At 51.6% G+C, this 14,542-nt stretch carries 11 protein-coding genes and 2 tRNA genes; 12 read left to right on the top strand and 1 reads right to left on the bottom strand.

Going from position 1 to position 14,542, the window contains the following annotated elements:
- Nucleotides 1-7: 7 nt before the first annotated feature.
- Together carB and greA are read left to right on the top strand one after the other, a co-directional pair.
- Nucleotides 8-3,229 (top strand): carbamoyl-phosphate synthase large subunit, encoded by a 3,222-nt coding sequence (gene carB, locus QWY82_RS19035; protein ID WP_290265487.1) that lies wholly within the window; start codon nt 8-10, stop codon nt 3,227-3,229.
- Nucleotides 3,226-3,702, top strand: coding sequence for a transcription elongation factor GreA (greA, locus tag QWY82_RS19030; protein WP_290265486.1), 477 nt, complete (start codon nt 3,226-3,228; stop codon nt 3,700-3,702). The genes carB and greA overlap by 4 nt, the downstream gene beginning before the upstream one ends.
- Nucleotides 3,703-3,901: 199 nt before the next feature.
- On the opposite strand, the gene yhbY is transcribed toward greA, so the two are convergent.
- Nucleotides 3,902-4,204, bottom strand: coding sequence for a ribosome assembly RNA-binding protein YhbY (gene yhbY, locus QWY82_RS19025; RefSeq protein ID WP_290265485.1), 303 nt, complete (start codon nt 4,202-4,204; stop codon nt 3,902-3,904).
- Nucleotides 4,205-4,527: 323 nt separating this feature from the next.
- On the opposite strand from yhbY, the gene ftsH reads away from it, so the two are divergent.
- From ftsH to nusA, 10 genes are all read left to right on the top strand, one after another.
- Complete coding sequence (gene ftsH / locus QWY82_RS19020; RefSeq protein ID WP_290265484.1) at nt 4,528-6,435, top strand: ATP-dependent zinc metalloprotease FtsH; 1,908 nt, start codon at nt 4,528-4,530, stop codon at nt 6,433-6,435.
- Between the two features lie 116 nt (nt 6,436-6,551).
- The gene (locus QWY82_RS19015) at nt 6,552-7,883 is read left to right on the top strand and encodes an IS4 family transposase (protein ID WP_290259347.1); all 1,332 of its coding nucleotides are present in this window, start codon (nt 6,552-6,554) and stop codon (nt 7,881-7,883) included.
- A gap of 53 nt (nt 7,884-7,936) precedes the next feature.
- Complete coding sequence (folP, locus tag QWY82_RS19010) at nt 7,937-8,779, top strand: dihydropteroate synthase (protein ID WP_290265483.1); 843 nt, start codon at nt 7,937-7,939, stop codon at nt 8,777-8,779.
- Between the two features lie 101 nt (nt 8,780-8,880).
- Nucleotides 8,881-10,221, top strand: coding sequence for a phosphoglucosamine mutase (gene glmM, locus QWY82_RS19005; RefSeq protein WP_290265482.1), 1,341 nt, complete (start codon nt 8,881-8,883; stop codon nt 10,219-10,221).
- Nucleotides 10,222-10,379: 158 nt separating this feature from the next.
- A complete protein-coding gene (tpiA, locus tag QWY82_RS19000) occupies nt 10,380-11,123 on the top strand; it encodes a triose-phosphate isomerase (RefSeq protein ID WP_290265481.1) in 744 nt (247 codons plus the stop codon).
- Between the two features lie 35 nt (nt 11,124-11,158).
- Entirely contained in the window at nt 11,159-11,512 is a 354-nt protein-coding gene (gene secG, locus QWY82_RS18995) for a preprotein translocase subunit SecG (RefSeq protein WP_290265480.1), read from the top strand.
- Between the two features lie 23 nt (nt 11,513-11,535).
- Nucleotides 11,536-11,620: transfer RNA gene (locus tag QWY82_RS18990), tRNA-Leu, on the top strand.
- Nucleotides 11,621-12,181: 561 nt separating this feature from the next.
- A tRNA-Met gene (locus tag QWY82_RS18985) sits at nt 12,182-12,258 on the top strand.
- A 282-nt stretch (nt 12,259-12,540) separates the two neighbouring features.
- Nucleotides 12,541-12,996 (top strand): ribosome maturation factor RimP, encoded by a 456-nt coding sequence (rimP, locus tag QWY82_RS18980; RefSeq protein WP_290265479.1) that lies wholly within the window; start codon nt 12,541-12,543, stop codon nt 12,994-12,996.
- Nucleotides 12,997-13,033: 37 nt separating this feature from the next.
- Nucleotides 13,034-14,539: a transcription termination factor NusA gene (nusA, locus tag QWY82_RS18975; RefSeq protein WP_290265738.1), complete on the top strand. Its 1,506-nt coding sequence runs from the start codon at nt 13,034-13,036 to the stop codon at nt 14,537-14,539.
- Nucleotides 14,540-14,542: the final 3 nt, after the last annotated feature.

Genomic DNA, 14,542 nt, shown 5'->3' with positions numbered 1-14,542 from the left:
AACCACAATGCCAAAAAGAACTGACATTAAAAGTATCCTGATACTCGGTGCCGGCCCCATCGTTATTGGCCAGGCCTGTGAGTTTGACTACTCAGGTGCGCAGGCCTGTAAAGCGCTGCGCGAAGAAGGCTTTCGAGTCATCCTGGTTAACTCCAATCCCGCGACCATCATGACCGATCCGTCCATGGCGGACGCCACCTACATCGAGCCGATCGAGTGGCAAACTGTTGCTGCCATCATTGAAAAAGAGCGCCCCGATGCGGTGTTGCCCACCATGGGTGGCCAAACCGCGTTGAACTGCGCACTGGCGTTGCACAAGCACGGCGTTTTAGAAAAGTACAATGTGGAGCTGATTGGCGCCAACGAAACTGCCATTAACATGGCGGAAGATCGCGAGCTGTTTGACCAGGCTATGAAGCGCATCGGCTTGGAATGTGCGCGCGCAAAAATCGTCCACACCATGGACGAAGCGCGCGAAGTGCCGAAAGAGTTTGGCTTCCCCTGTATCATTCGCCCGTCCTTCACCATGGGTGGTTCCGGTGGTGGTATTGCCTACAACTGGGAAGAGTTTGAAGAGATTTGTACCCGCGGTTTGGATCTCTCGCCCACCAATGAGCTGCTCATCGATGAGTCGCTGATTGGCTGGAAAGAATACGAAATGGAAGTTGTGCGCGACAAAAACGACAACTGCATTATTGTTTGCTCTATTGAAAACTTCGACCCCATGGGGGTGCATACAGGTGACTCGATCACCGTAGCGCCGGCGCAAACCTTGACCGATAAAGAATACCAAATCATGCGTAATGCCTCGGTGGCCGTACTGCGTGAAATTGGTGTTGAAACCGGTGGCTCAAACGTACAGTTTGCGGTTGATCCGAAAACCGGTCGCTTAGTGGTTATCGAAATGAACCCGCGCGTGTCGCGTTCATCGGCGTTGGCATCGAAGGCAACGGGTTTCCCGATTGCAAAAATTGCCGCCAAGTTGGCCGTGGGTTACACCCTCGACGAGTTGCAAAATGAAATTACCGGCGGCACGACGCCGGCTTCGTTCGAACCCTCTATCGATTACGTGGTTACCAAGGTGCCGCGCTTCACCTTTGAAAAATTTGGCGAAGCCGATGCCCGTTTGACCACGCAGATGAAATCTGTGGGCGAAGTGATGGCTATTGGCCGCACCTTCCAAGAATCTTTGCAGAAAGCATTACGCGGCTTAGAAGTAGGCTCTGCCGGTTTTGAGCCGATCGTCGATCTGGCTGATCCCGAGGCGATGATTCACATTCGCCGCGATTTAACCACGCCTGGTGCCAAGCGTATTTGGTACGTGGCCGACGCCTTCCGCGCCGGTATGTCGGTGCAAGAAGTTTTTGATGCATCGTTTATCGACCCATGGTTTTTAGTGCAGATTGAAGACTTGGTTAACACCGAGAAAGAGATGTCATCAGCGGCTTTGACCTCGATAGATGCAAACAAAATGTTTGCCTTAAAGCGCAAAGGCTTTTCCGATAAGCGCCTGTCTGTTTTACTGGGCGTGAGTGAAAAAACCTTTAGAAAGCATCGCCATAGTTTGAACATTCGCCCTGTGTATAAGCGCGTCGATACCTGCGCGGCGGAATTCGCCACCGATACCGCCTATATGTACTCAACCTACGAGGAAGAGTGCGAGGCGCGGCCGAGCAATCGCGATAAAATTCTCGTTTTAGGCGGTGGTCCAAACAGAATTGGCCAGGGTATCGAGTTCGATTACTGCTGCGTACACGCGGCCTTAGCTATGCGCGAAGATGGCTACGAAACCATCATGGTTAACTGTAACCCCGAGACAGTGTCCACCGATTTCGACACCAGTGATCGCCTGTTTTTTGAACCGGTTACCCTTGAAGATGTGCTTGAAATCGTCGAACTGGAAAAACCCAAGGGCGTGATTGTGCAATTCGGCGGTCAAACACCACTGAAACTTGCCCGTGCACTGGAAGAAGCTGGCGTGCCGATTATCGGTACCTCGCCTGATGCTATCGATCGCGCCGAAGATCGCGAGCGCTTCCAGCAAATGGTTATCCGTCTCGGTTTGAAACAACCTTCAAATGCCATTGTGCGCTCTACCGAAGAGGCCTTGCGCGCCGCCGAAGGTGTTGGCTATCCGTTGGTGGTTCGCCCGTCCTATGTGTTGGGTGGTCGCGCCATGGAAATCGTTTATAACGAAGCCGAACTCAAGCAATATATGCGCGATGCGGTGCAGGCTTCTGATGATGCGCCGGTGTTGTTAGATCACTTCTTAAATAATGCTATCGAAGTTGATATCGATGCGGTATCCGACGGCAAAGAAGTGGTCATAGGCGCCATCATGCAACACATTGAGCAGTGTGGTGTGCACTCAGGTGACTCGGCCTGTTCATTACCACCTTACTCGCTGGCTAAAGACGTGCAGAACGATATGCGCGAGCAAGTGAAGAAAATGGCGCTCGAGTTGGGCGTGGTTGGCTTGATGAATGTTCAGCTGGCCTACCAAGACGGCGAGATTTATGTGATAGAAGTCAACCCACGCGCCTCGCGCACTGTGCCATTCGTGTCTAAGTGCATCGGTGTGTCTTTGGCAAAAGTGGCGGCGCGCTGTCAGGCTGGTCGCTCCTTGGCGGATCAGGGCTTCACGAAAGAAATCGTGCCCAATTATTACAGTGTTAAAGAAGCGGTTTTCCCGTTCAACAAGTTCCCTTCCGTCGATCCAATCCTGGGCCCAGAAATGCGCTCGACTGGTGAAGTAATGGGTGTAGGCGATACTTTTGCCGAAGCCTTTGCCAAGGCGCAGTTAGGTGCTGGCGATGTTATTCCAACTGAGGGCCGCGCCTTTATCTCTGTGCGCGACTTCGATAAGGACGCCATGATCACCGTGGCGAAAGAGCTTGCCGATTTGGGTTTCGACTTAGTGGCAACGCGCGGCACGGCGGCGGTAATTTCTGCTGCGGGATTAGCCGTTCAAGTCGTCAATAAGGTCACCGAAGGTCGTCCGCACATTGTGGATATGATCAAAAATGACGAAATCGATTTAATTATCAATACCACAGAAGGCAAGAGCGCGATTAAAGATTCCGCCTCCATTCGCCGAGGCGCCGAAGGTCGTCGTGTTTATTACACAACTACCTTGGCCGCTGCCGAAGCCCTATGTGTCGCCTTGCGGTTTGGTATTAATACAGATGTCCGTCGCCTGCAGGATCTGCACAAGAGGATTGTGGCATGACAAAATTTCCAATGACCGTTGAAGGTGCAGAAAAATTGCGCCTCGAGTTAGAACAGCTGAAAAAAGTTGACCGCCCGCGCATTGTGACTGCCATTGCCGAAGCGCGCGAGCACGGCGATTTAAAAGAAAACGCCGAATACCATGCCGCGCGTGAACAACAAGGTTTTTGCGAGGGCCGTATTCAGGAGATCGAAGGTAAATTGGGTAATGCCCAGATTATCGATATTTCAAAAATGCCGGCTGGCGATAAAGTCATCTTTGGCTCAACGGTTGATATTCTCAATTTGGATACCGATCAGCTGCAGACCTATAAAATTGTTGGCGATGATGAAGCCGATGTGAAAGCCAATATGATTTCTGTCTCTTCGCCGATTGCGCGCGCGTTAATCGGAAAAGAAGTCGGTGATGTGGTGCTCGTGCGCACGCCTGCCGGTGAAGTGGAGTACGAGATTGATGCGGTGCGTTATTGCTAAGCTTCGTTATCGGTAAGTAGGCGGCTATAACTAGACGTTTATAGGTAGATGTTTATAGGTAGATGTTTATAGGTAGACGTTTATAGGTAGACGTTTATAGGTAGACGTTTATAAGTAGGCGCCTTTAAAAAGGCCCGCACAAAAAAAGCCGGCACCAGTGCCGGCTTTTTTGTGCGCCAAAGATTATCATGGCGCTAGGTTAGCGCATGATATTGGACAGTTTTGGATTGGGCTCGCGCGCTGCGCGAAAGATCAGGGCGACCTTGCCGATCTCTTGCACCACTTCCGCTCGTGCTAATTTGCACAGCTCGGCGATGGCGAGTTTGCGCGATTCACGATCGTTGATGGCAATTTTTACCTTAATCAGTTCATGGTCTTCGAGTGCGCGCTCTATTTCGCCCAGTAAACCTTCGCTCAGGCCCTTTTCAGCTACCATGACAATAGGTTTTAAATTGTGGCCAATTTGGCGAAATTGTTTCTTGCGGTCTGAACTAATGGGCATAAAAATTCCTGAACTAACGGAGCGATGAATCGTGGGGCGCCAAGCGCAATGGTCTATTGTAACGCATGTCTTGGCATTCAGCCTCGTCTTCCTGCGTGAGCAGGTTAGGTTTTTCGGGCCTCGCTTGGCGTGCTAAATGTTAAGGGTGCTTGCAATTGACCATTCGAGCCCAATATAAGTGAAACAGCACAAAATTTACGACAAACCGGCATTTACAGTGATCTGAACCTGTATCATGCTGGTAATAGACTGTGTATCCGGGTTGTGAGCGGCGCCAAAGTTCATGGCTGACTTTAAGATGTGAGGGTAACCCTTTGAATGATATGGCAAAAAATCTAGTTCTGTGGCTCATCATCGCCGTGGTGCTGTTGTCGGTGTTCCAGAACTTTAATAGCCCCAGCGCCAAGGAAACACTTCCTTATTCGAACTTCGTCATGGAAGTTCAAGCTGACCGGGTGAAAGAGGTCAATATTGATGGCTTGATCATTCAGGGTACGCGCTCCGATGGCACCCGCTTCGAGACGGTGCGCCCGCAGCTGATGGACGGCAAGTTGATGGATGACCTGCTCAACCATAATGTTGTGGTTGAAGGCCAAAAGCCCGAGCAAGCTGGCTTTTGGCAGCAGCTGTTTTTCGCCAGCTTCCCCATTCTGTTAATTATTGCCGTGTTCATGTTTTTCATGCGCCAAATGCAGGGTGGCGCCGGTGGTAAGGGCGGCCCGATGAGCTTTGGCAAGAGCAAGGCGCGTTTGCTGGGTGAAGATCAGATCAAGACCACTTTTGCCGATGTGGCTGGTGTCGATGAAGCCAAAGAGGAAGTGCAAGAGCTGGTTGAGTTTTTGCGCGACCCGAGCCGCTTCCAGCGTCTAGGCGGTCAAATCCCTCGCGGCGTGTTGATGTCTGGCCCGCCGGGTACTGGTAAAACTCTCTTGGCCAAAGCCATTGCCGGTGAAGCCAAGGTACCTTTCTTCTCTATTTCAGGTTCCGATTTCGTCGAAATGTTCGTCGGTGTTGGCGCCTCGCGCGTGCGCGATATGTTCGATCAAGCCAAAAAGCAGGCGCCCTGTATTATATTTATCGATGAAATCGATGCTGTGGGTCGTCACCGTGGCGGCGGCCATGGCGGTGGTCACGACGAGCGCGAGCAAACCTTGAACCAGCTGTTGGTGGAGATGGATGGCTTCGAAGGTAATGAAGGCATCATCGTGATGGCGGCGACCAACCGCTCCGATGTACTCGATAAAGCGTTGTTGCGTCCCGGTCGCTTCGATCGCCAAGTGTTTGTCGGTTTACCTGACATTCGCGGTCGCGAGCAGATCCTTAAAGTGCATATGCGCAAAGTGCCGCTCGATGAAAAGGTGGAAGCATTAATTATCGCCCGTGGTACCCCAGGTTTTTCTGGTGCCGATCTCGCTAATTTAGTTAACGAGGCCGCGCTGTTTGCCGCTCGCGCCAATAAGCGCGTGGTTACCATGGAAGAGTTTGAAAAGGCGCGCGATAAAATCACCATGGGTGCCGAGCGCAAGTCCATGGTGATGTCGGAGAAAGATAAGTTAATGACGGCCTACCACGAAGCGGGTCACGCCATCATTGGTTACCTGATGCCCGAGCACGATCCTGTGCATAAGGTCACCATCATTCCCCGCGGCAATGCGCTTGGCGTTACCATGATTTTGCCCGAGGAAGATAAGAACAGCTCCAGCCGTCGCTACTTATTAAGCCGCATTGCCATGGCCTATGGCGGTCGCGCAGCGGAAGAAATTGTTGGCGGCCCGGATCAAGTGTCTACCGGTGCTTCTAGCGATATCCGCATGGCCAGTCACTACGCTCGTAACATGGTGATGCGTTGGGGCTTGTCAGATAAGCTCGGCCCCTTGTTATACGGTATTGAAGAGGGTTCTTACCCCGGCACGGGTTCAAACAATTACTCACCCGCTACGGCCTTAATTATCGATGAAGAAATTAAGCGCATTAGCGACGATTGCTATAAAACCGCCATGGACACCTTGCTCGCCAATCGCGATATTCTTGAGGCCATGAAAGATGCGCTGATGGAGTATGAAACCATTGACTCCGAGCAGGTGGACGACCTGATGCAGCGCCGTAAAGTGCGACCGCCGAAGGAGTGGGATGACAATGACTTTATCGGCCGGATGAAGGGTGGTTCTGGCGACAAGAAAGATGAGGGCAAGCCGGATAGTCCTATCGGTGGGCCTGCGAAGGAACATTGATTTCCTTCCGATGCTAGAAAAAGGCCGGTTTTACCGCAATGCTGTTCACTTAAGCAATTGAATTAGAGCAGGGCTTTGTAGAAAATCCGGTGATGGGAACATCATCGGATTTTTTTATGGACTTTCAGAGAGATCTGCTCGACCTAAGTGACCTCTTTAACTTCTCTGACGTTAGCTCATTCACGCAAAACATACCTATCGAGTGGATTGAGTCTGCACTGCGCTTGAGTGCCTCCGCGACGATTAGACGACGCCGACTACCATCAGACCAAGTGCTCTGGCTTGTCTTAGGTATGGCGATGTTTCGCAATGAACCTGTGCATGAAGTGGCTAGACGTTTAAATATATGCGCACAAGGCCTGGCCTCTGACAGTCTGTTAGCTCGAAGTGGTGTCACTAATGCCCGGAAACGACTGGGCTCCGAGCCCGTAGAGTGGTTGTTTCGACAAACAGGTACGCACTGGGGGCGCGAACGCTATTCGGAAGATGAATGGAACGGTTTGAGGGTGATGGCGGTAGATGGGGCGCTATTTCGCACCCAGGATACACCAGAGCTTCGAGAGCACTTTGGTTCGGGTAATACGTCATCTACGCGGCAAACGCCGTTTCCCATGTTGAGACTTGTCGCCTTGATGAACGTGCGCTCTCATATCATGGTTGACGCTCAAATTAGTCCTTATCGTCGAGGCGAAATCCCACTTGCTGAGACCTTCTTATCAAGCATTCCGGAAAGCTCTGTGACCTTGTTTGATAAAGGTTTTTGGAGTGCAAACTTCATGCTAACACTCAGCCAGCAAGGCTCTGACCGCCACTGGCTAATACCAGAGAGAAAAGGGCTCGTACATGAAGTCATTGAAACCTATGGCGATGGTGATGAGCTTATTCAAATGAAGGTTTCCCCACAGGCTAGAAAGAAGAATCCCGAGCTGCCAGAAACATGGCAGGCTCGAAGAGTTACTTACAAGGTCAAGTCTGGTGTTAAATCGGTGATGACCTCTTTACCTGTTGAGAGATTCAGCGCGGCTCACATCTCAGAGCTTTACAAAGAGCGATGGGAAATAGAGCTTGGATTCCGAGACATCAAAAGCGCTATGCAAAACAATGCGATTACGTTGCGAAGTAAGAAAGTTGATCTGGTGTACCAAGAGCTCTGGGGGTTGTTACTGAGCTACAACATAATTAGGCGGGAAGCCTCGATGGCGGCGGTAAGTTTTGATCGCGCCCCGTCTGAAATCCGCTTCAAACCGGTATGTGATTATATAGCGGTTCAGTTGATTGTGATGGCGGCTTCTAATCCTATATCTGGAACGGGTCGACGACTGTCAGAGCTGAGGTCAGGTATTGGCAGCCTGTTTTTAGAGAGGCGTCCGAGGCCAACAACCCCTCGGACCGTTAAAATATCAAAGACCCGATACCCAGTAAATCGCAATGCCGCTCCTCTTAAGTGAACAGCATTGCGGTTTTACCGGTCTTTTTTTTTAATCAATTAAAAGACGTTTTTATGAGTAAGTTAGTCGCCTTCGGGCAAAAAAGCCTCGATCTGAATCGGCCTCAGATCATGGGTATTCTCAATATTACGCCCGACTCTTTCAGTGATGGCGGGCGCTTTTTTGCCGGTGAACTAGATCTCGATAAAGTCTTACAGGTCGCCGAGCAAATGCTTGCCGATGGCGCCAACATGCTCGATATCGGCGGCGAGTCGACCCGCCCAGGGGCGGAATCGGTCGGTGTGCAGCAGGAGATGGATCGCGTGTTGCCGGTGGTGCAGGCCATTGCCACTCGCTTTGATACGGTGATTTCCGTCGATACCAGCACGGCCAGCGTCATGACCGCTGCGGCCGCCGCTGGTGCGGGATTAATTAATGATGTGAGGGCGCTGCAGCGCCCAGGTGCGCTCGAGGCCGCAGCGGCCACGGGTTTGCCGGTGTGTTTGATGCATATGCGGGGCGAGCCAAAGGTGATGCAGCATGGGCCTCAGTATGGCGATGTGGTGAGCGACGTGCGGGCATTTTTAGCTCAGCGTATTCAGGCATGCACGGCGGCCGGCATTGCGCGCGATCAATTAATCCTCGATCCGGGTTTTGGCTTCGGTAAAACCTTGGCGCATAACATCGACTTGTTTAGAGCGCTGCCGGAATTCGCGAAAGACAGCTTGGTGCTGGTGGGTGTGTCCCGTAAATCCATGGTTGGTGATATCTGCCAACGCGGTATTGAGCAGCGTCTTCCTGGCAGTTTGGCTTTGGCCTTGCTGGCGGCGCAGTCTGGGGCGTCGATCCTGCGCGTGCACGATGTGGCGGAAACTGCCGACGTATTGCGCGTGCTCGACGCGGTGCGCTCGCACTGAGATTGTTACCGCTGCCCGCCTAAACTGGTTTAAAATGCCGTGAATTTGAATTTGGTTAGGCTGCGCTTAACCGCATGGACGCTGATTGAGGTTTTCTCCCTATGACACGCAAATATTTTGGTACCGATGGCATTCGTGGCGCTGTCGGTGAATACCCCATTACCCCGGATTTTATGCTTAAGCTGGGTTGGGCCGCGGGCCATGTGTTGGGTGAGCGCTTCGATGGCCCCAAGCAGATTTTAATCGGTAAGGACACGCGCATCAGCGGCTATATGTTTGAGTCTGCATTGCAGGCCGGCCTGATTAATGCCGGTGTGGATGTGGGTTTGTTGGGGCCTATGCCAACGCCTGCCATCGCCTATTTGACTCGCACCTTTCAGGCGCAAGCGGGTATCGTCATCAGTGCCTCGCACAATCCCTTTGGCGATAACGGCATTAAGTTCTTCAGTGGCGCCGGCACTAAGTTGCCCGATAGCGTCGAATTAAAAATTGAGCAGATGCTAGACGTGCCCATGACTACCTCGGAGCGGCTTGGCAAGGCGCGTCGCATCGCTGACGCCGCCGGTCGCTACATCGAATTCTGTAAGGGTACCTTGCCCTGGGGCTTTAGCCTCCAAGGCTTAACCATTGTGGTCGACTGCGCCAATGGCGCCACTTACCATGTTGCGCCCGATGTGTTTAGAGAGCTGGGTGCCAAAGTCGTGCCCATTGCCAATGACCCCAATGGCACCAACATCAACCGCGCCTGTGGCTCCACCAAGCCCGATGTGTTGCGTGAGAAGGTGATGGAGTTGGGCGCCGATTTGGGTGTTGCCTTCGATGGTGATGGCGATCGCGTGTGTTTTGTTGATCATCGCGGTCAGATCATCGATGGCGATGAAATACTATTTATCATAGCCGCCCATCGCTTAGAGCAAGGCAAAGACTGCCCCGGTGTGGTCGGTACCTTGATGAGCAACTTTGGTTTTGAGCTGGGTCTAAAAGACCTTGGTATCAAGCTAATCCGTGCCGATGTCGGTGATCGCTACGTGATAGAGGCAATGCGTAAACACGGCTGGGATCTCGGTGGCGAATCCTCCGGCCATATTATCTGCGGTGATTTGACCACCACCGGCGACGGGATTGTAGCCGCGCTGCAGGTGCTATTGGCGATGGTGTCCACCGGCAAGGGCTTGCACGAGCTTAAGTCGGCCATGACAAAATGCCCGCAAACCATGATTAACGTGCGCTTGAAGGATAAGTCGTTGCTGGCCAGCAATGTGCGAATTAAAACCGCTGTGCAGGAGGTTGAGTCGACCTTGGCCGGAAAGGGGCGGGTGCTGCTCAGGCCTTCCGGCACCGAGCCAGTGGTTCGCGTTATGATTGAGGGCGACGACGCCGCGCTCGTCAAGAAGTTAGCCACTGAGCTGGCGGCGCTGGTGCAGGAAGAAATTGGCGCTTAGTTGCCAATTAAACTTGGCAAGAGATTGAAATGTAAGGCGAAAAGCCGTTGTACTTGAGCGGCGACTTCGCTACCATTGGCGCCCGCTGAATCGAGGGTCTTTTTAAGCCTCCCGATAAGCGCGCTAAAATACATCGGACAGCAGTACGGGACGGTTTTATGCGGCGTCAGCTCGTAATGGGTAACTGGAAGATGAATGGCTCGAGAGCCGCTAACGAGCAGTTAGTGTCGACCTTTTTGAGCCTGTGGCAAAGTGTTGAAGGGCTTGAGGTTGCATTTGCACCGCCGGCCGTCTACCTGCCCCAAGTTGCGGCATTGCTGGCGAGCAGCAAGGTGGTTTTAGCGGCGCAAGACGTCAGTGCGCATGTTGATGCTGGTGCCTTTACCGGTGAGTTATCGGGTGCAATGTTGGTGGATATTGGTTGCCAATACGCCATTGTTGGTCACTCTGAACGCCGTGCTTATCATGGTGAATCAGATCAGCAAGTTGCGGCTAAAGCCTTGGCTTGCTTGGCCATAGGTTTGACCCCCGTAATTTGTGTTGGTGAATCGCTGGCGCAGCGCGAGTCAGACGAGACCTTGGCGGTAATAGGGTCGCAGCTGGACGCGGTACTGAATGTACTGGAACCTGCCCAGCTAAAGAATATTGTTATTGCCTATGAGCCGGTTTGGGCAATAGGTACAGGTAAGACAGCGAGCCCTGAGCAAGCCCAAGCGGTGCACCATTTTATTCGGGCGCGCCTAGGTGAGCAGGGTGCTGTGGTTAGATTGCTCTATGGTGGCAGCGTAAAAGCGTCTAATGCCGAAGAGTTGTTCGCGCAAGCGGATATAGATGGAGCCCTTGTGGGTGGAGCCGCATTACATGCGGAAGAATTTTTTCAAATTTGCCAGGCCGCTTTTTAATTAGCTTTGCTGTGGTGAATAAGTAAGAGACCGTTATGGAACAGTTGATTATTATCGTACACGTGTTGGCTGCATTGGCCATCATTGGTCTCATTCTGCTACAGCAGGGTAAAGGTGCAGAGGCTGGCGCGTCCTTCGGCGGCGGTGCTGCGCAAACGGTATTTGGCAGCAAGGGCACGGGTAACTTTTTCTCCCGTGCAACCGGTATTTTCTCTTTGATCTTTTTTGTTACCAGCTTTGGTTTGGCGATCGTTGCTAAAAATAAGGCTGAAGTTCAGGCTAACGTGGGAATTCCTGCGGTAGTTGAGCAAGTGTCACCCGATTTGGGCGCAGAAGTTCCCGTGGTTGATGACGCACCTTCTGATGTACCTGAAGTTCCAGAGCAATAAGGAGCTTTAGTCTTAGAGTTTTAGCCCAAGTGGTGAAATTGGTAGACACGCTATCTTGAGGGGGTAGTGACGCAAGTCGTGCCGGTTCAAATCCGGCCTTGGGCACCAATACGAAAAAACCCGCGTTTACGCGGGTTTTTGCTTTTTGTTAGGCCGGATTACATCCGGGTGGATAGCGCGCGTCCTGCGCGCCACCCTTCGGGCCGCGTTGCGGTCCTCATTTGCTCCGGGCAAATGAGTGGGGTAAAAAAAGCTGCAAGCTGCAAGCTTCAAGCCTCAAGCAAAAGCAAAAACAAAAATAGTTCTTGCGGGTATAAATATCTAAGCGCAAGCATAATTGCTTGTAGCTTGTAGCTTGTAGCTTGTAGCTTGTAGCTTGTAGCTTGTAGCTTGTAGCTTGTAGCTTGTAGCTTGTAGCTTGTAGCTTGTAGCTTGTAGCTTGTAGCTTGCAGCTTGCAGGGGGCGGCCCTCCGTCTTGCAGCTTCCAGCCATCTCTCTTGCGGCCCGTCTTGCAGCCCCCCTTTGCGCTGCTATTTCGACCATAAAGCTGGAAAACTACGCTAAGTATCTGTTTTTATAAAATAAACTCAAATACCCCTTGACCGACTATAGGTGCGTCCCTATAATTCGCGGCCTTGGTTGAGCGGTCACGCGGAATCAAGTTGTTGATGCGGGGTGGAGCAGCCTGGTAGCTCGTCGGGCTCATAACCCGAAGGTCGTTGGTTCAAATCCAGCCCCCGCTACCAATTTTGAAGTTTGGTACCCGTAGTGTCACTGGGTTATAGTGTGCTACAAATGGCCGGCAATGCCGGGCGAAGGCCGAATTACCAGAATCGGCTTTTGGCTATCGAACTGCGCCTTACGGCGTGCCGAGAAGCCCCTAAATGGGGTTTTTTTGTATGTGCGGTTTGCCTGGGCTAAGTAGATTTAGCTCATCTGCGCAAAGAATAGCTGCCCTTCGGGCGGCGATAATAAGAATGGGCTTAGTGCCCATTTTTTGTTTGTTTTTTTAGATTACGAAAGGCGATATGGCTACCAAGCAAGAAACTATACAGGCGCTCATTGCGCCTGTTGTCGAAGCATTAGACTGCGAATTGTGGGGTATTGAATACCTGTCACAAGGTCGCCATACCACACTGCGTATTTTTATTGAGCGCGAAGACGGCGTGCAACTTGAAGACTGCGAAAAAGTGAGTCGTCAGGTGAGTGCGGTAATGGACGTTGAAGATCCCATTACTGGAGAGTACACCTTAGAAGTGTCCTCGCCCGGCGTGGATCGCCCGCTGTATACATTGGATCACTACCAGCGTTTTACCGGTGAAAAAGTAGAGCTGCGTTTGCGCGTGCCATTTCAAGGGCGTCGCAGATTTACCGGTGTTATTGCCGGGGTAGAAGCCGATGAAGTTATTGTGCGTGTAGATAACGAAGAGTATCTATTTACAATTGATTCGATTGATAAGGCTAACATCGTCGCGCAATTTTAATGCAGCGATTAGGTGGAATTTAAGAGGCTAACCCATGATGAACAAAGAGATTTTACTGGTCGCCGAAGCGGTATCTAATGAAAAGGGCGTCGATCGGGATGTAATCTTTGAAGCCATAGAAATCGCTTTGGCTACTGCCACGAAAAAGCGCTATGAAGAAGAATCTGACATTCGTGTTGTGATTAATCGCAAAGATGGTAGCTATGAAACATTTCGTCGTTGGCTGGTGGTTGCCGATGATGTTCTGGCTGAGCTTGGAACCCAGTTCACTCTAGAAGAAGCGGCTGAAAAAGACCCAACTCTGAAAGCCGGCGATGTGTTTGAAGAAACAGTAGAGAACGTTGGCTTTGGTCGCATTGCTGCGCAAACGGCTAAGCAGGTTATCGTGCAGAAAGTGCGCGAAGCCGAGCGCGCTCAAATTGTTGAAGAATATCGCGATCGCATTGGTGAGCTTATTAACGGTACCGTTAAGAAAGTGACGCGCGATGCGGTGATCGTCGATCTGGGTAATAACGCCGAAGGCTTGTTGCCGCGCGACCAGCTAGTTGGCCGCGAAGTTTTTAGAATGAACGACCGCGTGCGTTCCTTGTTGTTGGATGTGCGTCCAGATGCACGTGGCCCTCAGCTTTATTTGAGCCGCTCTTGCCCAGAAATGTTGGTAGAGCTGTTTAAGATTGAAGTGCCAGAAATATCCGAAGAAGTTATTGAAATTAAAGGCGCCGCGCGCGACCCAGGTTCACGTGCGAAAATTGCCGTGAAAACTAACGATGGTCGCATTGATCCCGTTGGCGCCTGTGTTGGTATGCGTGGTTCGCGTGTGCAAGCGGTATCTAACGAATTAGGTAACGAGCGCGTTGATATTGTGTTGTGGGACGATAACCCAGCGCAATTTGTTATCAACGCCATGTCGCCCGCTGAAATTGAATCCATCGTTGTTGATGAAGATGCCGGCTCCATGGATGTTGCTGTAGCCGATGATAATTTGGCGCAGGCCATTGGTCGCGGCGGTCAAAACGTACGCTTGGCTTCCGAGCTTACCGGCTGGACTATCAACGTCATGAGCGAAGAAGATTGGAGCTCTAAGCAGCAGCAAGAATCTGGCAGCTTTGTGGAAAACTTCATGGCGGCACTGGATGTCGATCAAGAAGTGGCAGAGGTTCTGGTTGAAGAGGGCTTCACCACACTTGAAGAAGTGGCCTATGTACCGTTGGAAGAAATGTTAGCGATTGAAGGCTTCGATGAGGCCATCGCTGAAGAACTACGTGCGCGCGCAAAAGATGCATTGTTGACACAAGCCTTGGCCACTGAAGAAAAGCTTGATACTGAGCCTGCCGAAGATTTGTTAAACATGGAAGGCATGGATAAACATCTCGCTTATTTGCTGGCTGCCACTGGTGTTATCACCATGGAAGATCTAGCAGAGCAAGCCGTGGATGACTTGCTTGATATCGAAGGTATGGATGAAGAGCGCGCTGCCGCGTTGATTATGAAAGCACGTGAACCCTGGTTTGCTGATGAGTCAGACAGCGCAGGCGAGCAATAAAAC

Source organism: Simiduia curdlanivorans (assembly GCF_030409605.1).
Taxonomy (GTDB): Bacteria; Pseudomonadota; Gammaproteobacteria; order Pseudomonadales; family Cellvibrionaceae; genus Simiduia; species Simiduia curdlanivorans.
This window is presented reverse-complemented; position numbering and strand designations above follow the sequence as displayed.

Coding starts and splice junctions, on each gene's coding strand:
- carB (WP_290265487.1), top strand. CDS start 8: ATGCCAAAAAGAACTGACATTAAAAGTATCCTGATACTCGGTGCCGGC.
- greA (WP_290265486.1), top strand. CDS start 3,226: ATGACAAAATTTCCAATGACCGTTGAAGGTGCAGAAAAATTGCGCCTC.
- yhbY (WP_290265485.1), bottom strand. CDS start 4,204: ATGCCCATTAGTTCAGACCGCAAGAAACAATTTCGCCAAATTGGCCAC.
- ftsH (WP_290265484.1), top strand. CDS start 4,528: ATGGCAAAAAATCTAGTTCTGTGGCTCATCATCGCCGTGGTGCTGTTG.
- QWY82_RS19015 (WP_290259347.1), top strand. CDS start 6,552: ATGGACTTTCAGAGAGATCTGCTCGACCTAAGTGACCTCTTTAACTTC.
- folP (WP_290265483.1), top strand. CDS start 7,937: ATGAGTAAGTTAGTCGCCTTCGGGCAAAAAAGCCTCGATCTGAATCGG.
- glmM (WP_290265482.1), top strand. CDS start 8,881: ATGACACGCAAATATTTTGGTACCGATGGCATTCGTGGCGCTGTCGGT.
- tpiA (WP_290265481.1), top strand. CDS start 10,380: ATGCGGCGTCAGCTCGTAATGGGTAACTGGAAGATGAATGGCTCGAGA.
- secG (WP_290265480.1), top strand. CDS start 11,159: ATGGAACAGTTGATTATTATCGTACACGTGTTGGCTGCATTGGCCATC.
- rimP (WP_290265479.1), top strand. CDS start 12,541: ATGGCTACCAAGCAAGAAACTATACAGGCGCTCATTGCGCCTGTTGTC.
- nusA (WP_290265738.1), top strand. CDS start 13,034: ATGAACAAAGAGATTTTACTGGTCGCCGAAGCGGTATCTAATGAAAAG.